The 26,250-nt window shown below is 67.6% G+C and carries 21 protein-coding genes; 10 read left to right on the top strand and 11 right to left on the bottom strand.

The genetic code is table 11. The annotated features are described in order from the left end of the window. Positions 1–189: 189 nt before the first annotated feature. A complete protein-coding gene (locus AC5YGJ_RS00500; protein WP_496185413.1) occupies positions 190–2,283 on the top strand; it encodes a M13 family metallopeptidase in 2,094 nt (697 codons plus the stop codon). Positions 2,284–2,467: 184 nt separating this feature from the next. On the opposite strand, the gene AC5YGJ_RS00495 is transcribed toward AC5YGJ_RS00500, so the two are convergent. The 4 genes from AC5YGJ_RS00495 to AC5YGJ_RS00480 all read right to left on the bottom strand — a co-directional run bounded on the left by AC5YGJ_RS00495 (position 2,468) and on the right by AC5YGJ_RS00480 (position 8,219). Beyond that, complete coding sequence (locus AC5YGJ_RS00495) at positions 2,468–3,085, bottom strand: HD-GYP domain-containing protein (protein ID WP_496185412.1); 618 nt, start codon at positions 3,083–3,085, stop codon at positions 2,468–2,470. Positions 3,086–3,129: 44 nt separating this feature from the next. Next, positions 3,130–6,594 (bottom strand): transcription-repair coupling factor, encoded by a 3,465-nt coding sequence (mfd, locus tag AC5YGJ_RS00490; RefSeq protein ID WP_496185411.1) that lies wholly within the window; start codon positions 6,592–6,594, stop codon positions 3,130–3,132. 126 nt (positions 6,595–6,720) lie between these two features. Then, entirely contained in the window at positions 6,721–7,266 is a 546-nt protein-coding gene (locus AC5YGJ_RS00485) for a GNAT family N-acetyltransferase (RefSeq protein ID WP_046987672.1), read from the bottom strand. 95 nt (positions 7,267–7,361) lie between these two features. After that, complete coding sequence (locus AC5YGJ_RS00480; RefSeq protein ID WP_107230277.1) at positions 7,362–8,219, bottom strand: 23S rRNA (adenine(2030)-N(6))-methyltransferase RlmJ; 858 nt, start codon at positions 8,217–8,219, stop codon at positions 7,362–7,364. Between the two features lie 35 nt (positions 8,220–8,254). Between AC5YGJ_RS00480 and creB the strand changes: the two genes are divergently transcribed. From creB to AC5YGJ_RS00445, 7 genes are all read left to right on the top strand, one after another. Next, positions 8,255–8,980, top strand: a complete 726-nt coding sequence (gene creB, locus AC5YGJ_RS00475) for a two-component system response regulator CreB (protein WP_249844629.1) — start codon at positions 8,255–8,257, stop codon at positions 8,978–8,980. A gap of 3 nt (positions 8,981–8,983) precedes the next feature. Beyond that, the gene (gene creC, locus AC5YGJ_RS00470) at positions 8,984–10,444 is read left to right on the top strand and encodes a two-component system sensor histidine kinase CreC (RefSeq protein ID WP_496185410.1); all 1,461 of its coding nucleotides are present in this window, start codon (positions 8,984–8,986) and stop codon (positions 10,442–10,444) included. 81 nt (positions 10,445–10,525) lie between these two features. Beyond that, positions 10,526–11,845 (top strand): cell envelope integrity protein CreD, encoded by a 1,320-nt coding sequence (gene creD / locus AC5YGJ_RS00465; protein WP_409461129.1) that lies wholly within the window; start codon positions 10,526–10,528, stop codon positions 11,843–11,845. A gap of 10 nt (positions 11,846–11,855) precedes the next feature. Further along, the gene (locus AC5YGJ_RS00460) at positions 11,856–12,266 is read left to right on the top strand and encodes a hypothetical protein (protein ID WP_496185409.1); all 411 of its coding nucleotides are present in this window, start codon (positions 11,856–11,858) and stop codon (positions 12,264–12,266) included. Between the two features lie 105 nt (positions 12,267–12,371). After that, positions 12,372–13,955: a M20/M25/M40 family metallo-hydrolase gene (locus tag AC5YGJ_RS00455; RefSeq protein WP_496185605.1), complete on the top strand. Its 1,584-nt coding sequence runs from the start codon at positions 12,372–12,374 to the stop codon at positions 13,953–13,955. Positions 13,956–14,048: 93 nt separating this feature from the next. Next, positions 14,049–15,452 (top strand): glutamate--tRNA ligase, encoded by a 1,404-nt coding sequence (gene gltX / locus AC5YGJ_RS00450; RefSeq protein ID WP_409461130.1) that lies wholly within the window; start codon positions 14,049–14,051, stop codon positions 15,450–15,452. Positions 15,453–15,486: 34 nt separating this feature from the next. After that, positions 15,487–15,978: a Fur family transcriptional regulator gene (locus tag AC5YGJ_RS00445; protein WP_107230286.1), complete on the top strand. Its 492-nt coding sequence runs from the start codon at positions 15,487–15,489 to the stop codon at positions 15,976–15,978. A gap of 86 nt (positions 15,979–16,064) precedes the next feature. On the opposite strand, the gene AC5YGJ_RS00440 is transcribed toward AC5YGJ_RS00445, so the two are convergent. The 4 genes from AC5YGJ_RS00440 to AC5YGJ_RS00425 form a co-directional block, all read right to left on the bottom strand. Further along, positions 16,065–17,225: an HlyD family secretion protein gene (locus AC5YGJ_RS00440; protein WP_496185408.1), complete on the bottom strand. Its 1,161-nt coding sequence runs from the start codon at positions 17,223–17,225 to the stop codon at positions 16,065–16,067. A gap of 10 nt (positions 17,226–17,235) precedes the next feature. Beyond that, complete coding sequence (locus AC5YGJ_RS00435; protein ID WP_309337400.1) at positions 17,236–18,909, bottom strand: MFS transporter; 1,674 nt, start codon at positions 18,907–18,909, stop codon at positions 17,236–17,238. Then, entirely contained in the window at positions 18,909–19,475 is a 567-nt protein-coding gene (locus AC5YGJ_RS00430) for a TetR/AcrR family transcriptional regulator (protein ID WP_496185407.1), read from the bottom strand. Before AC5YGJ_RS00430 ends, AC5YGJ_RS00435 begins: the two co-directional genes overlap by 1 nt. 201 nt (positions 19,476–19,676) lie before the next feature. Then, positions 19,677–21,878, bottom strand: coding sequence for a TonB-dependent receptor (locus tag AC5YGJ_RS00425; protein WP_496185406.1), 2,202 nt, complete (start codon positions 21,876–21,878; stop codon positions 19,677–19,679). Between the two features lie 136 nt (positions 21,879–22,014). On the opposite strand from AC5YGJ_RS00425, the gene AC5YGJ_RS00420 reads away from it, so the two are divergent. Both AC5YGJ_RS00420 and AC5YGJ_RS00415 read left to right on the top strand, forming a co-directional pair. After that, on the top strand, positions 22,015–22,428 hold the full coding sequence (locus AC5YGJ_RS00420) for a MerC domain-containing protein (protein WP_008264835.1): 414 nt from the start codon (positions 22,015–22,017) through the stop codon (positions 22,426–22,428). 110 nt (positions 22,429–22,538) lie between these two features. Continuing rightward, a complete protein-coding gene (locus AC5YGJ_RS00415) occupies positions 22,539–22,718 on the top strand; it encodes a 30S ribosomal protein THX (protein WP_010483110.1) in 180 nt (59 codons plus the stop codon). Positions 22,719–22,827: 109 nt separating this feature from the next. Here the strand turns inward: AC5YGJ_RS00415 and AC5YGJ_RS00410 are convergent, their stop codons facing one another. From AC5YGJ_RS00410 to AC5YGJ_RS00400, 3 genes are all read right to left on the bottom strand, one after another. After that, complete coding sequence (locus AC5YGJ_RS00410) at positions 22,828–24,078, bottom strand: alkaline phosphatase family protein (RefSeq protein WP_309337415.1); 1,251 nt, start codon at positions 24,076–24,078, stop codon at positions 22,828–22,830. 194 nt (positions 24,079–24,272) lie between these two features. Beyond that, complete coding sequence (locus AC5YGJ_RS00405) at positions 24,273–24,764, bottom strand: methylated-DNA--[protein]-cysteine S-methyltransferase (RefSeq protein WP_309337418.1); 492 nt, start codon at positions 24,762–24,764, stop codon at positions 24,273–24,275. Further along, the gene (locus AC5YGJ_RS00400; RefSeq protein ID WP_107230293.1) at positions 24,761–26,239 is read right to left on the bottom strand and encodes a DNA-3-methyladenine glycosylase 2; all 1,479 of its coding nucleotides are present in this window, start codon (positions 26,237–26,239) and stop codon (positions 24,761–24,763) included. Before AC5YGJ_RS00400 ends, AC5YGJ_RS00405 begins: the two co-directional genes overlap by 4 nt. Positions 26,240–26,250: the final 11 nt, after the last annotated feature.

The raw sequence follows: 26,250 nt of genomic DNA, 5'->3' as shown, positions 1-26,250 counted from the left end.
GGCCTTCTCTTTTGTGGAGTCGAGCCCACGCTCGACTGCTCTCCGTTCCAGTTTCATGACCCTGCGGCAACAGGCCAACAGCAGTCGAGCATGGCTCGACTCTACAAGAGGCTCGCCCCTGTGACCTTTGGCTGGTCCCCGCGCAGGGACTTCCCGGCTACCCTGTGAAATTACCCGCAGGAGAGCATCATGAACGTCCGCAACCTGGTCCCGTTGGGCCTGACGATCGCCATCGCCGCCTCGCTGGCCGCCTGTGGCAAGAATGAAACCGCGCCGGCCGCCAGCGCCGATGCCAAGCCGGCCTTCGACCTGTCGCAGATCAAGACCCCGCTGATCTCGCTCAACAGCGCCGACCTGGATCCGGCCATCTCGGCCTGTACCGACCTCAATGGCTTCGTCAACAGCAAGTGGCTGAAGGCCAACCCGGTGCCGGGCGACCAGACCACCTGGGGCAGCTTCGAGATCCTGCGCGAGCGCTCGCTGGAAGTGCAGCACGCGCTGGTGCAGCAGGCCGCCGCCAGCCAGGCCAAGGCCGGCTCGGTGGAAGCCAAGATCGGTGACATCTGGAAGACCGGCAACGACGAAGCGAAGATCGAGGCCGCCGGCCTGGCGCCGCTGCAGCCGCAGCTGGACAAGATCACCGCGCTGAACGACACCGCCGCCATCACCCAGTACCTGCGCGACAGCCAGGCCGAGGGCAAGGGCGTGCTGTTCTCGCTGTTCGCCAATGCCGACTACAAGGATTCGGCCAACGTCATCGCCTACGTCGGCCAGGGCGGCCTCGGCCTGCCGGAGAAAGGCTATTACTTCGACGAATCGCAGGCCAAGATCCGCGACGCCTACGTGGCCTACATCGCACAGGTGCTGACCCTGTCCGGCGTGGACGCGGCACAGGCCGCCGAGCAGGCCAAGGCCGTGATGGCCTTCGAAACCCGCCTGGCCAAGGCCTCGATGTCGCGCATCGAAATGCGTGATCCGGCCAATCGCTACAACCCGCTCAGCGCCGCCGACGCCGACAAGCTGACCCCGAACTTCAGCTGGACCGCGCTGTTTGACACCCTGAAGGTGCCGGCCGCGCAGAAGTTCTCGTTGGCGCAGCCGGGCTTCTTCGGTGAGATGGACAAGATGCTGGCCGACGTGCCGGCCAGCACCTGGCAGGCCTACCTGCGTTTCCACACCATCGACGATGCTTCTCCGTACCTGAGCAGCCAGTTCGAGAAGGCCAACTTCGATTTCTACGGCACCACCCTGCGTGGCCAGAAGGAAATGCAGCCGCGCTGGAAGCGCGTGCTGGAGTCGGTCAATGGCGGCATGGGTGAAGCGCTGGGCCAGCTGTATGTCGACGCCGTGTTCCCGGCCGAATCCAAGGTCGCCATGCAGCATCTGGTGGAGAACCTGTCGCAGGCGCTGAAGGCGCGCCTGGAGCAGCTGCCGTGGATGGGCGAAGAGACCAGGAAGAAGGCACTGGAAAAGTGGGCCAGCTTCACCCCGAAGATCGGTTACCCGGACAAGTGGCGTGACTGGGCGGGCCTGCAGACCAACGGCGACAGCTACCTGGGCAACATGCAGGCCGCGCGTGCGTTCAACTACCGCTACATGCTGGACAAGATCGGCAAGCCGGTGGACAAGACCGAGTGGGGCATGACCCCGCAGACCGTCAACGCGTACTACAACGCCACCAAGAACGAGATCGTGTTCCCGGCGGCGATCCTGCAGGCGCCGTTCTTCGACGCCAAGGCCGACCCGGCGCTGAACTACGGCGGCATCGGTGCGGTCATCGGCCACGAGATGATGCACGGCTATGACGATTCGGGCAGCCAGTTCGCCGCCAACGGCAACTTCGACAACTGGTGGACCGACGCCGACCGCAAGGCCTTCACCGAGCGCACCGACCAGCTGGTGGCGCAGTTCGACGGCTACGAGTCGGTGCCGGGCGTGTTCGTGAAGGGCAAGCTGACCCTGGGCGAGAACATCGGCGACCTGGGCGGCCTGACCGTGGCCTACGACGCGCTGCAGATGGCGCTGAAGGAAGACCCCAAGGCCAACGTGGACGTCGATGGCCACAGCCAGGACCAGCGCTTCTTCATGAACTGGGCCACCGTGTGGCGCCGCAACTTCACCGACGGTGAGCTGCGCGTGCGTCTGAACACCGATCCGCACGCCCCGGCCAACTTCCGTGCCAACGGTGCGCCGTCGAACATGCCGTCGTTCGCCGCAGCGTTCCAGTGCAAGGCCGGCGATGCGATGGTGCGTGCCGACGACAAGCGCGTGGTGATCTGGTAATCGATCGCACGTGAAACGTGATGCAGAAGGCCCGGCGAACGCCGGGCCTTTTGTTTGTCGGCGCCGATGGCGTCGGACCGGTAGAGTCGGCGGGATGTTCGCGGTCTGGCCGAAGGGCAGTCGACCCGCGGTCGACTCTACAGGTGCGTTGCTCGGCACGTCGGTTCATGCCCGCCGCCGGCGATCACGCCAGCGCTGGTTCCTGCGCCAGCATCCGATGGAATCGCTGCAGCACATACGGATCCACCAGCCCGCCGGACTGCGCATCGATGATGCCCAGCGCGGTCTCGCGCGCCATCGCCGCACGGTAGGGACGCACGCTGGTCATCGCATCGTAGGCGTCGGCGATGGTGACGATGCGCGCGCCCAGGGGAATGGATTCACCGCGCAGCCCATCGGGATAGCCGCTGCCATCGAACGCCTCGTGGTGGGCGCGGATCAGCTGCGCGACCGGTGCGGCATCACTGCGGCCGGTGGCCAGGAAGATATGCTCACCCCGAACCGGATGCTCACGCATGATCGCGCGCTCTTCGTCGGTGTGCCGGCGCGGGGCCAGCAGCACCTCGTCGGGAATGCCGATCTTGCCGATGTCGTGGAAGCGCGCAGCCAGGCAGATCTGTTCGCATGCGTCGCTGTCGAGATCGCAGTGCGCGGCCAGGCGCTGCGCGAGCAGGCCGACGCGGTCGCAGTGGTGGCGGGTGTAGGCGTCGCGCATCTGCAGCGACATCGAGAGGGCATCGATCAGGCAGGCCTGCGCGTGCAGCAGGTCGGGGGCGGGTACGGCGTCAGGAAACATGGTCATCCGCCCGCACCGGGTGGGGACCGGTGCGGGGTATTCGGGGGCGATCAACCCGGGGCGAGGGTGGTCAGAAGGGCGCGGGCCGCGTTGAAGCGGTCTTCCGGCAACGGCAGCGGGTGCTTGATCCGCAGCTTGTCCGGCCCTTCCATGGCGTACAGGTTCGGTTGCTTCTGGATCAGCTGGATCACCGCCATCGGGTCGATGTTCGGCTTGGATTCGAACACGATGCGGCCACCGTTCTCGCCCAGGTCGAGCTTGCGGATACCCAGCCTGCTGGCGTTGAGCTTCAGCTCGGCGATGGCGAACAGGTGCTTGGCCGCATCCGGCAGCAGGCCGAAGCGGTCGATCATCTCCACCTGCAGCTCGCGCAGCGCATCGCTGTCGCGCGCGCTGGAAATGCGCTTGTAGAGGGTCAGGCGGGTGTGCACGTCCGGCAGGTAGTCTTCCGGAATCAGCGCCGGCACATGCAGCTCGACCTCGGCGCCGCGTACTTCCTCACCGGCATCCAGGTCGGGCAGCTTGCCCTGCTTGATGCTGCGCACCGCGCGCTCCAGCAGCTCGGTGTACAGGCTGAAGCCGACCTCGGCCATCTGTCCGCTCTGGTCCTCGCCAAGCAGTTCACCGGCACCACGGATCTCCAGATCGTGCGTGGCCAGGGTGAAGCCGGCGCCCAGTTCGTCCATCGAGGCGATCGCTTCGAGGCGCTTTTCCGCATCCGGGGTGATCGAACGGCGGTCAGGGGCGACCAGGTAGGCGTAGGCGCGGTGGTGCGAACGGCCGACGCGGCCGCGCAGCTGGTGCAGCTGGGCCAGGCCGAAGCGGTCGGCGCGGTTGATGATGATGGTGTTGGCGTTGGGGATGTCGATGCCCGATTCGATGATCGTGGTCGACAGCAGCACGTTGAAGCGCTGCTTCTGGAAATCCAGCATTACCTTTTCCAGCTCGCGCTCGGGCATCTGGCCATGGGCGATGCCGATGCGCGCTTCGGGCACCAGCTCGGACAGCTCGCGCTGCATGCGGCCGATGCTCTCCACGTCGTTGTGCAGGAAGTACAGCTGGCCACCACGTGACAGTTCACGCTGGAAGGCTTCGCGCAGCAGCGCGTTGTCCCACTGGGTGATGAAGGTCTGCACCGCCAGCCGGTTGGGCGGCGGGGTGGCGATGATCGACAGGTCGCGCAGCCCGGCCATGGCCATGTTGAGCGTGCGCGGAATCGGCGTGGCGGTCAGGGTCAGCAGGTGCACGTTGGCGCGCAGCGCCTTCAGCGCTTCCTTCTGGCGCACGCCGAAACGCTGTTCCTCGTCGACGATGACCATGCCCAGGTCCTTGAACTTCACGTCCGGCTGCAGCAGGCGGTGGGTACCGACGATGACGTCGATGGTGCCGGCGGCGACCTTCTCCAGCTCGGCCTTGATCTCCTTGCTGGTCTTGAAGCGCGACAGCACTTCGACCTTCATCGGATAGTCGGCGAAGCGGTCGCGGAAGTTGCGGAAATGCTGTTCGGCCAGCAGCGTGGTCGGCACCAGCACCGCCACCTGCTTGCCGGCGCTGGCGGCAGCAAAGGCGGCACGCACGGCCACTTCGGTCTTGCCGAAGCCGACGTCACCGCAGACCACGCGGTCCATCGGCTGGCTGCTGGCCAGGTCGCGCAGGGTGGCCTCGATCGCGGCCAGCTGGTCCGGGGTTTCCTCGAACGGGAAGCCGGCCGCGAACGGTTCGTACATGGCGCGGTCCACCTGCAGTGCCAGGCCGGCACGCGCCTGGCGGCGCGCCTGGATCTCCAGCAGTTCGGCGGCGACGTCGCGCACCTTCTCGGCGGCCTTGCGCTTGGCCTTGCTCCATTGCTCGCCACCGAGCGAATGCAGCGGCGCGGTTTCCGCCGAGGCGCCGGAGTAGCGGCTGATCAGGTGCAGCTGGGCCACCGGCACATACAGGCGGTCGCCCTTGGCGTACTCGATTTCCAGGAATTCGCCGGGCATGCCACCGACGTCCATCGCGATCAGGCCACGGTAGCGGCCGACGCCATGGTCCTCGTGCACGATCGGCGCGCCCTCGGTCAGTTCACCCAGATCGCGGATGATCGCTTCCGGCTCGCGGCCGGCACGGCGCGTGCGGCGTGTGCTGCCGGCGCGCTCGGGGAACAGCTGGCGCTCGGTGAGTACCGCGATGCGCGGATCGTCCAGCGCGAAGCCATCCTCCAGTGGTGCCACCGCGATCGCAAAGCGCGCATCGCTGGCGAGGAAGGCGGGCATGTCGGCCACCACCGGTGGCTTCAGTCCGGCGGCCTGCAGCACTTCCAGCAGGGCCTCGCGGCGACCCGGCGAATCGGCGGCGATCAGCACCCGGCCGGGGTAATGGCCAAGGAACGACTTCAGCGCATCGCCGGCGGGTGCCTCGCGGGCGGCGACCGGCAGCGGTGGCAGCGGCTGATCGCCCAGTGCGTGGGCATCGCCGATGCGGGCGTGGTCGGCGGACCAGACCTCGATGCGCGGGGCATCGTTGAGCCGTTCACGCAGCAGTTCCGGTGAAAGGTACAGCGCCGACGGCGGCAGCAGCGGCCGCTCCACATCGTGGCGGCGCTGTTCATAGCGTTCGCCGGTCTGTGCCCAGAACGCCTCGGCGGCTTCGCCGGCACCGGCGCACACCACCGGCAGGCTGCCGTCGGGCAGGTAGTCGAACAGGGTTGCGGTGCGTTCGAAGAACAGCGGCAGGTAGTACTCCACGCCGGCCGGGGCCAGCCCGGACTTCAGATCCTGGTACAGCGCACTGCGCCGGGTGTCCACGTCGAAGCGCTCGCGCAGCGTGGCCAGCACACGGGCGATGCTGGCCTCGTCCATCGGCACTTCGCGGCCCGGCAGCATGTGCACCGCTTCGACCTTGTCCAGCGAACGCTGGCTTTCCGGGTCGAAGGCTCGGATCGAGTCGATGTCCTCGTCCAGCAGTTCCACCCGCAGCGGTGCGTCGGCACCCATCGGGAACACATCGAGCAGACCGCCGCGCACGGCGAAGTCGCCCGGGTCCATCACCTGCGGCACGTTGCGGTAGCCGGCGCTTTCCAGGCGGCGCTTCTCGACCTCCAGGTCCAGGCGCTGGCCAACCTTCAGGTCGAAGCTGCCACCGATCACGTAGCTGCGCGGGGCCAGCTGCTGCAGCAGGGTCTGCACCGGCACGATCACCAGCCCGCGCTTCAGCGCGGGCAGGCGGTGCAGGGCCGCCAGACGCTGCGAAATGATGTCCGGATGCGGGCTGAAGCGGTCGTAGGGCAGGGTTTCCCAGTCCGGGAAAGCCACTACCGGCAGGGCCGGGTCGCCGCCGAGCAGGGTATGCAGGTCGGCTTCGAGCTGGTTGGCGCCGTGGTTGTCACGCGCGATCACCAGCAGCGGGGCATCGTGGGCGCGCGCGGCCTGGGCCAGATACCAGGCCAGTGCAGTCGGCGAAGCCGGGGCGCGCCACCAGGCGCGGAGCTGGCCGGCACGCGGCAGCGGCGGAGCGGGGTATGAAGTACGCGACATTGATCGCGGATTTTAGCAGAAGCCCCCGCCCGGCCAATGATCGCGACGTGAGCGGGGTAGCGCCGGGCCAAGCCCGGCGAGCGCAGCGGTTGAATCAACGTCGCCGGGCATGGCCCGGCGCTACCGTCAGTTGTCCAGCTCCAGCACCATCCGCACCAGGCCCTCGGCCCCGGTCGGGTGCGGTACCGGCTTGAAGCCCAGCGAGGCGGCCAGCTGCTTCATCGGCTCGTTCTCGGCGGCAACGTCGCCGTACAGGCGGTCCAGATACTTGCCGCGGGCCCACTTCACCAGCTTGCGCATCAGCTGCCGGCCCAGGCCCTGGCCGATCAGGAAGCGGCTGATCAGGATCGCGTACTCGGCCTCACGGGTGCCGGGGATGATCGAGGCCCGGGCGACCGCGCCGACCACGGCTTCGCCAGCGGGCAGGGACTCGGCCGCGACCAGGGTGATCTCGGTCTTCGGATTCGGGTGGGTCAGGCGCTGGGTGGTTTCCGGTGACAGTTCGGTCACCGCCTGCAGGAAACGATCACGGATTTCTTCCGGCCCGAACAGGCTGAACGCCGCTTGCAGCGGTGCGCCATCTTCCGGGCGGATGGGGCGGATCAGCAGCTCGTGGCCGCTGGGAGCCTTGAAGATCTCATGCCAGGGCGGCATGCGGTTGCGAGTGGCCATACCGGGTGATTCCTTGGTGGTCCATCGATTGTGGCATCACCGGGGCTGCATTCCGTGAACGAAAGGCTCACGGCGGTACAGCCTCGTGAAGGCCGTTATTCGGGCGCTTTGAGCCAATCCAGGCGGGTGCTGGCACCGGGTTCACCCAGGTGCTGGCGCAGCGCCGGCAGGGCCGGGCCGACCACCCGGTCGAACTGCCAGGGCGGGTTGAGCAGCAGCATGCCACTGCCGTTCAGGCGCAGCGGCGAATCGTCCGGGCGCACCAGGAACTCGATCGTCATCGCCGACTTCACCGGCAGGGCGGTGGCCTTGCGCAGGAAATGCAGGATGGTGCGGCGCTGCTTGATCGGGAACCAGACCGCGCAGGTGGCCTGCGGCCAGCGTGCCAGGGTCTCGGCCAGGGCGGCCAGGACGGCCTGGTACTCGGCATCCTGGGCCTCGTAGGGCGGGTCGATCAGCACCAGGCCGCGGCCGATCTTGCTGCCGTTGAACTTCGGCGGCAGCAGCGAACGCAGCAGCGCGTAGCCATCGCCGGGATGCACGCCGACCCGGCTGTCATGCGCGAACAGCGCCTTCAGCGAGGCGGTTTCGGCCTCCTGCAGCTCGCACACGGCCATGCGGTCCTGTGCGCGCATCGCCTGTGCGCTCAGCAGCGGCGAACCCGGGTAGGTGGTCATCGCCCCCACCGGATTGCCGGCCTGAACTGCCTTCAGGTAGCGCTCGACCACCTCCGGCAGCTTGGGCTGGGCCATCAGCCGCATGATTCCGGACTCGGCCTCCAGGGTCTTGCGGCTCTCTTCGCTGGCCAGCAGATAGCGGCCGGCACCGCCGTGAGTGTCGAGCACGAAGAACGGGCTGTCCTTGCGCTTGAAGCTGTCAATCAGGGCCAGCTGCACGATGTGCTTGAGCACATCGGCGTGGTTGCCGGCATGGAAGGCGTGGCGATAGTTCATGGGCGGCAGTGTACGGGGCGGCGGCCGCAGCGGCTATGCTGCGCGCCATGACAGCGCCCGTTGCCCATGTCCTGGTGGTCGAGGACGAAACCGCCATCGCCGAAACCGTGCTCTATGCGCTGCGCAGCGAAGGCTACGCCGCCAGCCATTGCCTGCTGGGCGGTGAGGCCCTGCTGCGGCTGCAGGCCGGGGATATCGACGTGGTGGTGCTGGACGTCGGGCTGCCCGACCTGGGCGGCTTCGAGGTCTGCCGCCGGCTGCGTGCCCAACCCGGGCCGGCGGCGCAGCTGCCGGTGATCTTCCTGACCGCGCGCAATGATGAAGTGGACCGCGTGCTTGGCCTGGAGCTGGGCGCCGACGATTACATGACCAAGCCGTTCTCGCCGCGCGAGCTGGTGGCGCGGGTGCGGGCACGCCTGCGCCGTGTGCTGCCGGTTGCGGCCGTGGCCAGTGCCGACGCCGGTTGGCAGGAACAGGGTGCGTTCTCCATCGATCGCGAAGGCCGGCGCATCCGCTTCGATGGCCACCCACTGGATTTGACCCGCTACGAATACGCATTGCTGGAGGCGTTGCTGCAGCGCCCGGGTGCCATCCTCAGCCGTGCCCAGCTGATGGACCGGGGCTGGGACAGTGGTGCCGACAGCGCTGACCGCACCGTCGATACGCACGTAAAGACGCTGCGCGCCAAGCTGCGCGCGGCCGGGGCCAGCAACGATCCGATCCGCACCCACCGTGGCCTCGGCTACGCGCTGGAGGTGTAGCCGATGCGCCTGGTGCTGAAGCTGTTCCTCGGCTTCTTCCTGATCACCGGCATCGCCGCGTTCTTCGTGATGCGCGTGTTCGTCAACGAAGTGAAGCCCGGTGTACGCCAGGCGATGGAATCGACCCTGGTCGATGCCGCCAACGTGCTGGCCGAGATGGCCGCCGCCGACGTCAAGGCCGGCACCATCCGCAGCGGCAGCTTCACCCGCAACCTGGCCAAGGCACGCCAGCGCGACCTGAAAGCGATGGTCTGGCGGTTCCCGAAGCGCTCGCTGGATTACCGGGTGACCATCACCGATACCAGGGGCATCGTCATCTATGATTCGCTGGGCCGCGACCTGGGCCGTGACAATTCGCGCTGGAATGATGTCTACCGCACCCTGCGCGGTGAATATGGCGCCCGTTCCAGCCCGGAAACGCCGGGTGAGGAGGGCAATACGGTGATGCACGTGGCCGCCCCGGTGTACGACCCGGCCGATGGACGCACACTGATCGGCGTGCTCAGCCTGGCCCAGCCCAACCGCAGCATCGATCCGTTCATCGCCGCCAGCCAGCGCGCCATCATCGAGCGTGGTGTGTGGCTGATCGGGTTGTCGGCGCTGGTCGGGGTGCTGGTGACGATGTGGCTGACCACCGGCCTGGGTCAGCTCAGCCGCTATGCACGTGCGGTCACCGCCGGCGAACCGGTGCCACCGCCACGGCGCCGCCGCGACGAGATCGGCGACCTGGGCCAGGCGCTGGAAACGATGCGCCGCAAGCTGGAAGGCAAGGCCTACGTCGAGCAGTACGTGCAGTCGCTGACGCATGAGATGAAGAGCCCGCTGGCGGCGATCCGCGGTGCCGCCGAGCTGCTGCAGGAGCCGCTGCCGGAGGCCGATCGCCTGCACTTCGCGCGCAGCATCGTCGACCAGCAGGAGCGGCTGACCGAAACCATCGACAAGCTGCTGGCGCTGGCCGAAGTGGAACAGCACGGCTGGCTGCAGACCCGCGACCCGATCGCGCTGCCGGCGTTGCTGGCCGATGCGGCCGGGGCGGCGCAGGTGCGCGCGCAGGCGGCCGGCGTGCAGGTCCGCATCGGCAGCGTGCCCGAGCTGGCCGTGCAGGGCGATGCCTATCTGCTGCGGCAGGCATTGCACAACCTGATCGACAACGCGATTGCGTTCTCACCCGCCGGTGCAGAGGTGGTGCTGCAGGCTGACGCGGAGGGGCAGGGCGTGCGCCTGCAGGTGGCCGACCGTGGCGCCGGCATTCCCGACTATGCGCGCGAAAGGGTGTTCGAGCGCTTCTATTCGCTGGCCCGCCCCGGCAGCGGCCGGCGCAGTTCCGGTCTGGGCCTGCCGTTCGTGCAGGAGGTCGCGCGCCTGCACGACGGCCGCGCCAGTGTCGATGCCCGCGATGGTGGCGGTACCGTGGCCAGCCTGTGGCTGCCACTGGGCACGACGGGCCAGCGCCCGCGGCGCTGACTTCACACTCGCTTCAACTTCGCCACAAACCCTGCTCACGGCAGCGGTCCATCCTGCAGCCCTCTCCAACGAGGATGGACCATGAAATCCCTGAAGATGCTGCTGCGGTTCGCCATTGTCGGCGGGCTGATCCTGCTGCTGTTGATTCCGCTGACGATGATCCGCGGGGTCATCAGCGAGCGCAGCCAGTACCGCGACGAAGCCTTCGCGCGTGTGGCCGACAGCCGTGCCGGTGCGCAGCAGCTGGTCGGGCCGGTGCGGGTAGTGCCGTGGGTGGAACGCCAGCAGGTTGAAGTGGTTGACGCCAAGGGCAACAAGAAGACCGAAGAGCAGGTCACCGAAGGCCACTGGCTGCAGATGCCGGCGTCGCTGGAAGTGGGGGGCGAGATGCTGCCGAGCCAGCGTGAAGTCGGCCTGTTCAAGGTGCCGGTGTACAGCTGGAATGGCCAGTTGAAGGCGACCTTCGCCGCCGACGACTATCCGCTGAAGGCTGGCCGTGTCTACGGTCAACCCTACGTGGCACTGGGTATCTCCGATGTGCGCGGGCTGGTGGGCACGCCCAACCTGCGTGTGGATGGCAAGCAGGTGCGTCTGCTGCCCGGCGTCGGCGCAGCCAGCGAAGTCGGCCGTGGCCTGCATGCGCCGGTGGCCGGTTTCGCCGCGAACCAGGGCGGCACCCTGGCAGGCAGTTCGGTGGAGCTGGAACTGCGCCTGGATGGCAGCCGCATGCTGTCGGTGGTGCCGGTCGGCGATGACACCCGCATCGCGCTGCGCTCGAGCTGGCCGCACCCGTCGTTCAGCGGCGCGTTCCTGCCCAACGAGCGCCGCGTCGATGCCCAGGGCTTCGATGCACGCTGGGCGGTGTCTTCGCTGGCGTCCGATGCCCAGCGCCAGCTGCGTAGCGAGGGGGCCATCGATTCGCAGGCGGTGACGGTGTCGCTGGTCGATCCGGTCGATACCTACACCCAGGCCGACCGCGCTTCCAAGTATGGCGTGCTGTTCGTGCTGCTCACCTTCGTCGGCTTCATCCTGTTCGAGTTGATCAAGTCGCTGCGCATCCATCCGCTGCAGTACCTGATGGTGGGCCTGGCACTGGCGATCTTCTTCCTGCTGCTGATCAGCCTGTCCGAGCACATCGCGTTCTGGAAGGCCTACCTGGTCTCGGCGGTGGCGTGCATCGGCCTGCAGGCGGTGTACCTGGCCAACGTGCTGGGCCACTGGAAGCGTGGCCTCGGCTTTGCTGCGCTGCTGACCGTGCTGTACGGCGCGCTGTATGGGTTGCTGGTGTCGGAGAACAACGCGTTGCTGATGGGTTCGCTGCTGCTGTTCGTGATCCTGGCGCTGGCGATGTGGGTGACCCGCCGGGTCGACTGGTACGCGCTCGGCGCGGAACCGAAGTAAGGAGCGTGCGATGGGCTGGCGCCAGGGACTGCGGCAACGGGCACAACAGGGCATCCCGGCCCTGCTGGAGGTGGATGCACTGCTGCAGGCACATGGTGTGCTGGCGGCCCTGCCGGGGGCACGGATCGCCCCCGGCCTGGTCCGCTTCCAGCTGGCTGCGGTGACCTGCGAAGGATTGCAGGGGCAGGGCCTGGGCTGGTTGCAGGACGCGCGGCACGGACGCGGCGCGGTGGCCGGCCGGGTGCCGCGTTACCGGCCATGGAAGACCGGGGCGGCGGCGCTGGCCGAGATAGGCATGAGGGGTTTGCCGGAGGACTGGCCGGCACATGCGGCGGTATACGGCTGCAGCAGCATCGACCGGCGGCACTGGTTGCTGCTGCTGCCGGAACGGGCGCAGTTGTGGCTGGGGTGGAATGGGTGATCGCCCCCATGACCGATGGGACGGTATCGCCGCGCCCGTGCTGGCTAGACTCGACGGGTTGATGAGCAGGCCGCAAGGCAGGGGTGGGATGTGTTGAAGTGGGGCATGCTGGCCGCAGCGCTGGCGATGGGTGGCAACGCAGGGGCGCAGCAGCGCGAAACGGTGGACCTGGACATGGTCAGCCGCATCCGCCAGGAAGCGTTCCATCGTTCGCAGGTGATGGACACCTTCAGCTATCTCACCGAACGCATTGGGCCTCGCCTGACCAATTCGCCGGCGATGGGCCGCGCCAACGCCTGGACCCGCGGCAAGTTCAACGAATGGAAGCTGGACAACGTCCACGACGAAGCCTTCGATGATTTCGGACGCGGCTGGGAATTCACCTCGGCCAGCGTGGAGATGCTGGGTGACCGCATCCAGCCGCTGCATGCGCTGCCCAAGGCCTGGACTCCGGGCACGCAGGGGCCGGTGGAAGGCGAGCTGGTGCAGGTCGAGATCAAGAAGCCCGAAGACATCGAGAAATACCGCGGCAAGCTGCGCGGGAAGATCCTGCTGCTGGGCGAGGCGCGCGAGTACAAGCGCGGCACCGAAGCTGATTCGCACCGTCACGATGCCACCTCGCTGGAAGGCCTGCAGGAGTTCACCCTGCCCAAGGACAAGGACGCCACCGCTGAACGCGCCAAGCGGGTCAAGGAATACCAGGAACGGCAGGCGCTGACGGCCAAGGTCAATGCGTTCTTCGTCGAAGAGGGTGCGCTGGCCTCGATCAGCATCAGCAGCTGGGACAACGGCATCATCCGTGTGGCCGGTGGCGGCTCGCGCAAGGCCGGTGAATCGGTCGGCATTCCGGAGCTGGCGATGATCAGCGAGCACTTCAATCCGCTGGTGCGCGCGCTGGAGGCCAAGCAGACCGTGCGGCTGCGCGTGGATGTGGCCGCACGCTTCACCGACGAGGCCGACCAGCCCGGCTACAACACGCTGGCCGAGATCCGCGGCAGCAGAAAGCCCGACGAAGTGGTGATGATCGGCGCGCACCTGGATTCATGGCACAGCGGCACCGGCGCGGCCGACAATGCCGCCGGCGTGGCGGTGATGATGGAGGCCATGCGCATCCTCAAGGCCACCGGCGCCAAGCCCAAGCGCACCATCCGGGTGGCGTTGTGGAGTGGCGAAGAGCAGGGCCTGATCGGCTCGCAGGCCTATGTGGCCAAGCACTTCGGCCAGTTCCCCGCGCCCACCGACCCGGCGCAGAAGGCGCTGCCGGCCTCGCTGCGCGAGCCGACCGGCGCGCTGCGCAAGACCCGCGATTACGGCAAGTTCCAAGTCTACTTCAACATGGACAACGGCTCGGGCCGCTTCCGTGGCATCTACGCCCAGGAAAACCTGGCGGCGATGCCGATCTTCGAAGCCTGGCTGGCGCCGTTCCATGACGTGGGCGCCACCACCGTGGCCACCCGCAACACCGGCAGCACCGACCACATCAGCTTCGACCGTATCGGCCTGCCGGGCTTCCAGTTCATCCAGGATCGGCTGGACTATTTCACCAATGTCCACCATACCCATCTGGACACCTGGGACCACGCCGAACCGGAAGACCTGAAGCAGGCCGCAGCCATCGTCGCCTCGTTCGCCTACAACGCGGCGATGCGTGAGCAGTCCTTCCCGCGCAAGGCTGAACCGCAGCCCTGAAGAACCGGGTGGCAGGGGCCGGGCGCACCGGTCCCTGCTTGCCTTTCCGGGGCTGGTGGTAAAATCGGCGGATTCCCGTTCCTCGAGCCCTCCATGACCTGCCGCACCCGCTTCGCCCCCAGCCCCACCGGTTACCTGCACATCGGCGGTGCCCGCACCGCACTGTACTGCTGGCTGGAGGCCCGCCACCGTGGCGGCGAGTTCGTGCTGCGCATCGAGGACACCGACCGTGAACGCAGCACCCAGGCGGCGATCGACGCCATCCTGGAGGCGATGGACTGGCTGGGCCTGGACTACGACCAGGGCCCGATCTACCAGACCGACCGCGTGGCCCGTTACCTGGAAGTGGCCGAGCAGCTGGTGGCCGACGGCAAGGCGTACTACGCCTACGAAACCAAGGAAGAGCTGGACGCCATGCGCGAGGCGGCCATGGCCAGGCAGGAAAAGCCGCGCTACAACGGCGCCGCGCGCGAGCTGGGCCTGCCGCGCAAGGACGACCCGAACCGCGTCATCCGCTTCAAGAACCCGCTCGACGGCAGCGTGGTGTTCGACGACCTGATCAAGGGGCGCATCGAGATCGCCAACAGCGAGCTGGATGACATGGTCATCTTCCGCCCGGACGGCTACCCCACCTACAACTTCGCGGTGGTGGTGGACGACTGGGACATGGGCATCACCGAGGTCATCCGCGGCGACGACCACATCAACAACACCCCGCGCCAGATCAACCTCTACGAGGGCATCGGCGCGCCGGTGCCGAAGTTCGGCCACATGCCGATGATCCTGGATGAGCAGGGCGCCAAGCTGTCCAAGCGCACCGGCGCGGCCGACGTGATGCAGTACAAGGATGCCGGCTACCTGCCCGACGCGCTGCTGAGCTATCTGGCCCGCCTGGGCTGGTCGCACGGTGACCAGGAGCTGTTCAGCCGCCAGCAGCTGATCGAGCTGTTCGACGTGAAGGACTGCAATTCCAAGGCCTCGCGCCTGGACATGGCCAAGCTGGGCTGGGTCAACCAGCAGTTCCTGAAGAGCGAGACGCCGGCCAGCATCGCCCCGCACCTGGTCTACCAGCTGCAGAAGCTGGGCCTGGACGTGGCCGCCGGCCCGGCGCCGGAGGACGTGGTGGTGGCCCTGCGTGACCGCGTGCAGACCCTGAAGGATATGGCCGAGAGCGCCGTGGTCTGGTACCAGCCGCTGACCACCTACGACGAGGCCGCGGTGGCCAAGCATTTCAAGGCCGGTGCCGAGGTGGCGCTGGGCAAGGCCCGCGAGTTGCTGGCGGCGCTGCCGGAATGGACCGCCGAAGCGGTCGGCGTGGCCCTGCACGACACGGCCGCGGCACTGGAGATCGGCATGGGCAAGGTCGCCCAGCCGCTGCGCGTGGCCATCACCGGCACCCAGGTCAGCCCTGACATTTCCCAGACCGTGTATCTGGCCGGCCGCCAGCAGGCCTTGAAACGCATCGATGTGGCCATCACCAAGGTAGCAACGGCCTGAGGCATCCTTGCCAGGCCCGAACCGGAGAACGCGCATGCCCGCCAAGACCGCCACTGCTTGTACCGCCCCGCACCACCACGTCCATGACGCAACGGATTTCGTGGCGGTGGTCGAGCGTGTCTCGCGCGAACGCGGGCTGCGCCTGACCCCGATCCGCGCCAATGTGCTGAAGCTGATCGCCGAGGCCGGCAAGCCGGTCAAGGCCTACGAGCTGCTGGAGTGGGTGCGCAACGGCAAGGGCGTGGGCGCCGATGCCCCGCCCACCGTGTACCGCGCGCTGGACTTCCTGATGGCCAATGGCTTCGTGCACAAGCTGGAATCGGTCAACGCCTTCGTGGCCTGCCATCACCCCAGCAGCGCGGCGCACTCGGTGCCGTTCCTGATCTGCAACAGCTGCCACAGCGCGGTGGAGCTGGAAGACCGCGAGATCGTCAGCCAGCTGGAAAAGCGCGCCAAGGAACTGGGCTTCCAGCCGCAGGCGCAGACCCTGGAAGTGCACGGGCTCTGCGCGCGCTGCGCAGGCTGAGCGGGCGGTGGGATTGGGGTCAGATCCCTTTGCCAGAGGCAAAGGGATCTGACCCCATTTCATGAGCTAGTCGAGCAAGCTCGACTCTACCGGGCCGGCGCCGGCTCGACCGCGGTATCCACCCGTGCGATCACCGACATGCCTGGCCGCAGCCGCGCCGCCAGTTCCTGTCCCGGATCGATCGAGATCCGGATCGGCAGCCGCTGCACCACCTTGGTGAAGTTGCCGCTGGCATTGTCCGGCCGCAGCACGCTGAACTCCGAGCCGGTGGCCGGTGCGATCTGCTCCACATGGCCGCGCAGCACCTGGCCCTGGAACGCATCCACCGCGAAGGTGGCCGGTTGGCCGATGCGCATCTGCCAGGTCTGGCCTTCCTTGTAGTTGGCCACCACCCACAGCGCATCCGGTACCAGGAACAGCAGCTGCGAGCCGGCGGCCACGTACTGGCCCACGCGCACGCTGGCCTCGCTGATCTGGCCGTCGCGCGGCGCATGGATCACCGTGTTGGCCAGGTCGATGCGGGCCAGCTCCAGCTGCGCCTGTGCACTCTCCACCTGTGCTTCCAGGCTCTTGCGCGCCACCTGGGTCGAGACCAGGGTCTCCTCGGCGATGCGGATCTGCGCCTGCGCCTGCTGCACGCTGGCCTGCGCCGAGGCCTGGCTGGTGCGGAACTTGTCGCGGTCGTTGATCGATACCAGCTGCTGCGCGGCCAGTTCCTCGTAGCGTTTCAGCTCGTTGCGCGAGCGCTGCAGTTCGGCCTGCCCGGCCGACAGCGTGGCGTGCACCGAAGCGATCTGTGCACGGTTCTGCGCCTGCGACTGGTCCGAATTGGCCAGCGCCGCACGCGCGCTGTCCAGCGTGGCCTGCGCCTGCGCAACGCGCTGTGCGTAGATGCGGTCATCGATGCGCAGCAGCGGCTCACCCTGCTTCACATGCTGGAAATCCTTCACCAGCACCTCGGTGACGTAGCCGTTCACCTGCGGCGCCATCACCGTGATCTGCCCGCGCACATAGGCGTTGTCGGTCACCATCACGGCGCTGGTGAACGGCCACAGGTGCCAGGCGCGCAGGATCAGCGCGATGCCCAGCAGCGCCACCACCACCATCACCACCACACTGCGTGCGCTGGGCTTGAGGTACTTCGGCGGCAGCGCCGGTTCGACCGGCGTCGGCGCGGGGGCGGCGTCGGTCGGTGGCGGTGGGGTGACGTCGTCGGCGTCGTCGGGGCGGGGCGGAACCGGAGGCATGGCAGTGGACTCAGCGGGTTGCGGCCGGCGTGGCCACGGCAGGGGAAGAGGGATGACGCTTGCGCCATTGCCTGAGCACGGCGGTGCGCAGCGACAGCAGCAGCAACCAGCACAGGAAGCCGATCGCCAGCCAGCCGCTCAGGGTGAACACATCGTTGAAGCCGCGCACGTTGGCTTCGCGGCGCGTGGTCTGCGCCAGCTGCGCGCTGCCCTGTGCGCTGCGCAGCACCGGGTCGGTGATCTGTGCGCCGTACAACTGCTGCTGGAGGCGCAGGCGCTGCGCCACCACTGGATCGGCGGGGTCGAGCTGGCTGGTCAGCGCGCTGGAATACAGCTGTTCGCGATGCAGCTGGAAGGTGCCCAGCACCGCAGAACCGGCCAGGCCGCCGAGGGTCTGGGTGATCGACAGCGTCACCAGGAAGGTGATCATGTGGTCCACGCCCTGTTTCAGCGCGGCGGAGATGCCGAGCATGATCAGCGGCCCCATGAACATGCCGGCACCGACCGAGGCCAGGAACTGGCTGACGAAGAAGTCCTGCGGGCGATCCTGGCTGGTGCGGTGCTGGTCGAAGAACGCGGCCGCGCCCAGCAGCAGGATCGCCATCAGCAGCTGCGGAATCAGCCGCTTCGGGCCGAAGGTCAGCGCGGTGCCCACGATGCCGGTGACCACACCGGCCAGTATCACCACGAACAACGGTCGCATCTGATCAGGCCCCATGCCCAGCGTACGCATCAGGTTGACCACGCCATAGGACTGCTCGGTGGTCAGGAAACGGATCAGGAACGCGCCCATGATGAAATGCAGCACCGGCAGGCTGGCCAGCCAACGTGTCTGCAGCAGCGGGTTGCGCCGGTAATGTTCGATGATGAAGGCGGTGGTCGACAGCGCGATCGAGGCAATCAACGCCCAGCCCAGCCAGGGCGTGTTGAGCCACCAGCGTGTGTAGCCCTGCGCCAGCACGATCACCAGCAGCGCCACCGCCGGCGCGAGCAGCGCGAAGGTGAGGAAATCCAGCGGCTCGAACGCCTTCACCTGGATGCCCGGCGGCAGCTTCAGCACCACCACGGCAGCGAACGCACACAGCGCCAGGCCGGCTTCGAACGAGTACAGCTGGTGCCACTGGCCGGTATCGACCAGGCCCGGTGAAACGATCCAGGCGATCGGCACCGCCAGCTGTGAGAGGCCAACGCCGACCACCAGCAGGTTGCCGGTAAAGCGACGCGGCAGCGCCTGCAGCATGTACAGCGTGCCCAGCGTCGAACAGGCCGCGCCGGCGAAACCGCTGGCGGCCCGGGTCAGCATCGTGGTCTCGAAGCTGCCGACGAACAAGTGCAGCACCGCCAACGCCGCATACAGGCCCAGTCCGATCTCGGCGAACAGTCGGATGCCGTACTGCTGGCGGAACTTGAAGGCCAGCAGGTTGGCGGTGACATTGACCATCGCGTAGGCCGCCACCAGCCAGCTGCCCTGGGTCGGGGTCAGCGCCAGCTGGCCCTGCAGGAACGGCAGGTTGGCGGTGACCAGCGCGTTGCCCAGGCCGCCGGTGATCGCCACCAGCAGCGATACCAGTGCGTAGGCGACGCGTCGATGCGGCGGATGCCAGGGCATCGACGCCGAGCCGGGCATGGTCGGCTTCTCGTGCTCTTCCCAATCCGGAACCGGCTTCAGATACGGCTGGACCATCAACGGGCCTCGCTGGTAGCTCCCTGGAGACCCCCGCGCAGCAGTTGCAGGGCACGCCCGGCCAGATGGGCGCGCTCGTCGCGGGTCTTGCCGCGCAGGGCTGCGCCCAGCATGCCCGAGATCAGTGAAATATCCGTCTTGTCCAGGTCGGCGCGGCACAGGCCGGCGGCCTTGGCGCGGTTGATGGGGTCTTCCAGCAGATCACGCACGGTTTCGCGTGCGGTGCGCATGGCCGGCACGTCCGAATCGACCGCGCGCCAGTAATCGGCCAGTGCCGGCGAATCGATGATGCGCTGGGCCATGCCTTCGAACACCTCGAACAGGGCGTCGTCGCGGTCGCCAAGCTGTTCGACCTGGCGCCGGATGCGATCAACCGTGCGCTGCAGCAGCGCCTGGATCAGCGCAGTGCGGTCGGGAAAGTTGCGGTACAGGGTGGCCCGGCCCACCTGGGCGCGCTCGACCACCAGGTCCAGCGGGGCGGTGACGCCATGCTGGCCGAAGACATGGTCGGCGGCATCGAGGATGAGGGCACGGCGGGCGGCAGCATCGGCACGTTGGGCAGTCATGGAATTATTTTCGGACAAAAGTGTCCGTATGGCGAGACAGTGAGTGACGGGATTGTCCGGTTGTTGTCGTACGCACATCTTTGTGACGCCTACGTGATGGGGTGCGGCTGAAACAAAAACGGGGGCCCGAAGGCCCCCGTTCTGATGGCGTGGGGTCAGAGCCCTTTCCGTCGGAAAGGGATCCGATCCCGCCTTGCGCGATCAGAAAAACGCGCGGATGCCAAAAGCGACACCGCGACCCGGCAGCGGCGAGTAGTCGCGCAGCAGCGAGGTATGCGGACGCACTTCGCGGTTGGTCAGGTTGCTGCCATCCAGGAACACCTCGTAGCTGTTGCTGGTGTTGCGGTCCCAGCGGTAGGCCAGATGCGCATCGACCAGGGTGTAGCCATTGCTCGGCTCCTCGTTCTGCGCCACGTCCTTCTGGCGGCTGTAGCGCACCGCACCGACCGAGGCACGCCAGCCGTCCTTCGACCAGCGCAGGTCGGCGCCGACGCGGGCCGGTGCGATGCGCGGCAGGTAGCCGGTGTTGGCCAGTTCCACCGAGTAATTGTGGTTGTGGTCGCCGTGCGGCACCGCGATGTCCAGCGTGCGGCTGCCGCTGCCATCCAGCTTGGCCTTCACGTAATCGCCGAACAGGCGCAGGTCCCAGTCGCCGGCACCGCCTTCGAACAGATGCACCAGCGCCTCGGCTTCGGCGCCGCGGAACACCGCGTCCTGCTGGGTCCAGGCGCGGACCGGCAGGCTCTCGGTCACGCCGGTGTCGGCCAGGTAGATGAAGTCCTTGAACTTGGTCTGGTAGACCGACGCGGAGAAGTCCAGGCGCTCGCTGTGGGTATGGATGCCCAGCTCGACGCGCTGGCCTCGCTCGGTCTTCAGGTTGGCGTCGCCGATTTCCAGCGAGCGGGTGGCGATGTGCGCGCCGGCGGCATACAGCTCTTCATTGGTCGGCGCACGTTCGGAGCTGTCCACGCCGATGCGCAGGTCGACCGCGTCGTTGAGCTTCCAGATGCCGGCTGCGGACAGGTTGGTGGCACCGAAGGTACGGCGGCGGTAATCACCGGTCGGCTCCAGCTTGACCTGGTCGTGGCGGCCGCCCAGTTCCAGCTTGAACGGGCCGAACTGCTTTTCCTGCAGCACGAACAGGCCGATGTTCTTCGTGCCGGTATCCGGGACGAAAGCTTCTTCACCCTTGGCACCGAAATCACTGTTGCCGAACTGCAGGCCAAAGGCACCGTCCCAACCGCCGATCTGCTGCTGCACCGCCTCCAGCCGGGCCTCGATGCCACGGTTGGTGAAGCGGGTGGACGGCGTGCCAGCCTCCAGCTCCACGTGCTCATAGTCGGTGTAGGCCACGCGCGCGTTGATGTTCTTCAGGAACGAAACCGGGTTGTAGATGCCGGCCTTGGTCTCGAAACGGTTCTGCACCATGTCGATGCGCACGTCATGCTCGTCGCCTTCCTCTTCGTCGCCATGATCGTGATCGTGGTCATGGCCGTGATCGTCGCCGTCGGCGTGCACGTGGGCGCCGTTGGGAATGCCATAGTTGGTGCGGTAGGTGCTGGCCGACACGCCGAAGTAGCCACCTTCGCCCAGCCAGGTGGCGCCGACGCCACCGGCGCGGGTGCGGATGGAACTGTTGTCCAGGCGGCCGCGACGCGGTTCTTCACCCTCGGCCGCATCGTGGTCATGGTCGTGGTCGTGATGATCTTCCAGGCTGTCGATGACCGCATAGCCGGGAATGCGGTAGTCGTCGCCATTGCGCACCAGGCCATCGACGTGCAGCACGACATTGCCGCTGACGCCATCGAGGCGGAACATGCCGCTGCGCTCGTTGTTCACCGAATTGCCGCGCAGTTCGGCGCGGCCGCTGAGCGGGCGCTCCGGCAGTTCGCGCGCGATGCGGCCATCAACCACGTTGACTGCACCACCGATGGCGCCGCTGCCGAACAGCAGCGTGGCCGGGCCCTTCAGCACTTCGATCTGGTCGGCCAGGAACGGTTCGATGCTGGTGGCGTGGTCGGCGCTGACGGTGGAGGCATCCATGTTGCCCATGCCGTTGGACAGCACCGCCACGCGCGGGCCTTCCTGGCCACGGATGATCGGGCGGCCGACGCCGGGGCCGAAGAACGTGCTCTGCACGCCGGGCAGCTTGGCCACGGTATCGCCGAGGGTGCCAGCCTTCTGCTCGTCCAGGCGTTCGCCGGCAAGCACGTCGACCGGGCGCGCCAGCGATTCGGCATCGCCCTGCAGCGGCGAGGCCGTCACCTGCACCGACGACAGCTCGGTCAGGTGGCGGTCACGATGAGCGGTGTCCTGGCCGGCGGCAAAGGCCGTGGACGGCAGCAGGGCGGCCAGGGCCAGGGCGAGGGAATGCGGCTTGAAGCGCAGGGTTTGGGCGGGCATGGGCAAGTCCTTTGTTACAATGTATCAATTGCGGGGCGCACGTATCCCGTCGGCGGGACAGGGGGGAGGGAAACCGTGCGGGTCGGGAACGGATGTTATATTATTCCATAACGATTCGCCGACCCTGCTGGAAGTCATGTCCCTGTCCTCACGCCTGCGCCACCTGCTCGACCGTTTCGGCGCCACTGGTTCGATGCTGTGCGCGGTGCATTGCGCGGTGATTCCCGTGCTGCTGGCGGCGGCGCCTTCGCTGGGCCTGTCGTTCTGGCTGAGCGATGGCGTGGAGCAGGCCCTGGTGGTGTTCGTGACCCTGCTGGGGCTGTTCAGCCTGGTCTGGGGCTACCGCCGCCACGGCGCGCTGCGCGCGCTGGGCTTCCTGATTCCCGGTCTGGTCGCGCTGTGGGCCGGCGTGCTGTACGACCCGCTGCACCACAACGCCGTGCCGCATGCGGTGGTGATGACCATCGGTGGCCTGCTGGTGGGGGTTGCCCATCTGGTCAATCTGCGCCTGAACCACGGCCACGTGCACGACGCAAGCTGCGCGCACTAGGTGCTCCGTGATAGGATTTTCGATCGTGCGCGGGGGCGCCCAGCAAGGCGGCCCCGCCGAACCCGTGTCAGTACGGGGTAACCAGATTTCACACTTGAGGAGTTGAAGACATGGGTAAGGGTGACCGCAAGACCGCCAAGGGCAAGCGCTACAACGCCAGCTACGGCAACGCCCGTTCGCACACCGCGAGCAAGGTCGCCGTAGGCGCCGCCGCCCCGGTTGCCAAGAAGACCGTGGCCAAGGCTCCGGCGAAGAAGGCTGTGGCGAAGAAGACCGTCGCCAAGGCCTGATCCGGCCGACCGACCGGTCCAAAGAAAACGCGGCGCCTGGCGCCGCGTTTTTTTATGCCTGTCGTTCGGGCCGCTGCGCTCGCCGGGCATGCCCGGCGGAGGTGCTCAATCAGCGCAGCGTCTGCTTCAGCGTTTCCGGGTTGCCATCATTCGGCGCGGCCGGTACCTGCAGCAGGTGGGCCAGCAGCGGGTAGACATCCACGTTGTCGAACCCGTCGATCACCAGGCCCTGGCGGAACGATGGGCCGCTGGCCACGAACACCGCACGCATGGATGGCAGTGCGTTGTCGTAGCCGTGCGAGCCGCGGTCCTGGTGGACGCGCTTGGCGAGCTTCTGCTGGTGCAGCGCGTCCCAGCCTTCGTCCATGTTGCAGACAATGGCCGGAATGCGCGGATGCGTGCCGTAGTGCCAGCGCGCCGGCAGGTTCTCCTTCTTCCAGCACTCATAGTGTGCGTGACGGCCGAGCAGGGCGCGTTCGGCTTCTGCCTCACGGCCGGCCACCGGCGAAAAGCCGATCGACTGGCCCTGGCTGACATTGCGCGCGATGGCGGGGTCGACCATCGATTCGGTGGAAATCACCTGGCCTTCCGGCACCGATGCCATTCCGTGGTCGGACACCACGATCACGTTGGTGGTGGCGGCCAGGCCACGTTGCTGCAGGCCATCGAGCACCTGGCCGACAATCAGGTCCGCACGGGCGATGGCCTCGGCGTACTGCGTCGATTCGGGGCCGTAGTTGTGGCCGGCCTTGTCCACATGTTCCATGTACAACGTGGTCAGCCGCGGTGCATCGGCGTCGGACTGTGCCAGCCAGTCCAGCACGATGCCGGCGCGCTGCTCCAACGGCTCCTTGCTGTCGTACACGCGCCACTGGCTGGGGCGCACCCCGCCGATCGCTGATTCGCTGCCCGGCCAAGAGGTGGTGGCGGTACGCACGCCGACCTTCTCGGCGCCGACCCAGATCGGTTCACCGCCCCACCAGCCGCTGGTGGTGACCGCGTCGCGGTTGCTCAGTTCGAAACGGCCCAGCGCTGCATCGTCCATGCTGTTGTTGACGATGCCGTGGTGGTCCGGGCGCAGGCCGGTGACGATGGTGTAGTGGTTGGGGAAGGTCAGCGACGGATAGGACGGTGTCATCCAGCGTGCGCGGACGCCGCCGTCGATCAGACGCTGCAGGTTCGGGGTCAGGCCGCGATCGAGTGCGTCGGCGCGCAGGCCGTCGATCGAGATCAGCAGCAGCTTCGGCGGCGCGGCCGCAGCGGCAGCGGTGGGAGCGGAGGCGGAAGGGGCGGGCGCGGTGGTGCAGGATGCCAGGGGCAGCAGCAGCGCCAGCGAACAGGTCAGGCGTACGGAAGTCATCCATGCATGATAAGCCGCCGCAATGACCAAGCCGAGACACGGCGCCGGAGAGCGCGCCGTGTCCACGCATTTTTCCTTATCCCCGCGCCTTCGGCGCGCCCCCTTCAACAGGAAGGGGCTCCTCACCAGAGGCACTCCGCAAACCCATCCAGCATGTCGACCAAGGTCGACACCTGCCAACAGCCACTCAACCTTCAGGCAAACAGCGGGGCCTGGCGTTGTTCCAGGCGCAGCAGGGCGGCCTTGGTTTCCAGGCCGCCGCCGAATCCGGTGAGGGCGCCATTGCTGCCGATCACGCGATGGCAGGGCAGGATGATCGGCAGGGGATTGCGGCCATTGGCCGCGCCCACCGCGCGGGTCGCACTGGGTTGGCCCAGGTGCTGCGCCAGCTGCAGGTAGCTCCAGGTCTGGCCAAACGGGATCAGTGCCAGCGCCTGCCATACGCGCAGCTGGAACGGCGTGCCGCGCGGTGCAAGCTCAAGATCGAAGCGGCTGCGCTCGCCATGCAGGAACTGCAGCAACTGCTCGCGTGCTTCCGGCAGTGCATCCGGTGCGTAGTGCCAATCGTCACGGCCGCGCGCCGGATGGCGGTTCTCCGGGAACAGCACATGCGAAAGGCCGCGCTCGTCACCGGCAATGGTCAGCACGCCGATCGGGCTGTCGAAACGGTCGAACAGCAGGGTCATGTCGGTTCTCCAACGAAAGTGCCGGACAGGTGCCACAGGTGCAGCACGGCGTAGGCGCGCCAGGGGCGCCACGGTTGCGAGCGCGCTTCGGTGGCACGTTCGCTCAGGCGTTGGCCCTGCGCATGGCCCAGGACCTGCTGCAATACCAGGTCACCGGCGGGGAAGGCATCGGGTTGGCCGAGGCCGCGCAGGGCGATGTACTGCGCCGTCCACGGTCCGATGCCGGGCAGCGCCACGCAGCGGGCAACGAACTCTTCCAGCGCCTGGCCGGGCCCGAAGTCGAGCTGGCCGCTGGCGCAGGCGGCCGCCAGCGCACGCACGGTGGCCGCTCGGCTGCGCGGCAGGCCGATCGATTCCAGCGGCGCTTCGGCCAGCACCTCGGGCGCTGGGAACTGGCGGTCGAATTCCGAGGGCATGCCGGGCAGATGCGCGCCGTAGGCATCCACCAGCCGCCGCGCGAACGTCGTGGCCGCCGCGACGCTAACTTGTTGGCCCAGCACTGCGCGCACGCCCACTTCGAAACCATCCCAGCCGCCGGGCACGCGCAGGCCCGGCCGTTCGGCGATGCCGCGCGCCAGCAGCGGTTCCTCGCTCAGCGCGGCGTGCACTTGTTGCAGGTCGGCATCCAGATCGAACACGCGGCGCACGCGGCGCACGATGTCCGGAATCAGGCGCGGATCGACCGCGCCCAGCTGCAGATGCAGTTCCGGTCGCTTCGGGTCGGCGGTGACGCGCAGCAGGGTGGGGCGTTCGGGCGTGCCGAGCACGCGCTGGTAGCTGTCCTCGCCGATCAGCTCGATGCCGGGCAGGCTGCGCTTGCGCAGGAAGGCCAGCATGCGCGGGAAATCCAGCGGTGGGCGATACACCAGACGCAGCACCAGGCTGCCGTCGTCGGCGGCCAGTGGGTGATGCTGGCGGCGCAGCGCGGTTGGCGCCATGCCGCAGCCCTGCAGGAACGCCGTATTGAAGCGGCGCAGGCTGTTGTAACCGGCAGCCAGTGCCACGTCGGTCACCGGCAGCGTGGTTTCGGTCAGCAGCTGCTTGGCCAGCAGCAGGCGATGGGTGGCGTGGATCTGTCCCGGGGTCGCACCCAGGTGTTCGACGAACAGGCGCTGCAGCTGGCGCGCGCTCAGGCCAAGCTTCGCGGCCAGATCGCCAACCGGTTGATCCTGCAGGAAACCGCCATGAATCAGGGCGAGTGCACGCTGTACGGTCTGACCGGCAAGCGCCTGCTGCGCCTGGGGTGCCAGTTCGGGACGGCAGCGCAGACATGGCCGGTAGCCGGCTGCGGCTGCGGCGGCCGCCGTGGGGAAATAGCTGATGTTGCGCGGCTTCGGCGGTGGCGCCGGGCACACCGGGCGGCAGTAGATGCCGGTGCTGCGCACGGCGGTGAAGAATACGCCGTCGAAGCGTGCGTCGCGGGCCAGACGGGCGCGGTCGCAGGCGGCGGTGTCGAGGGCGAGTGCGGTGTCCATGGCGCCAGTCT

The organism is Stenotrophomonas sp. CS3K5 (genome assembly GCF_059515225.1).
The sequence above is the reverse complement of the archived record's forward strand: the minus strand, read 5'-3'. Positions and strand labels throughout refer to the sequence as shown.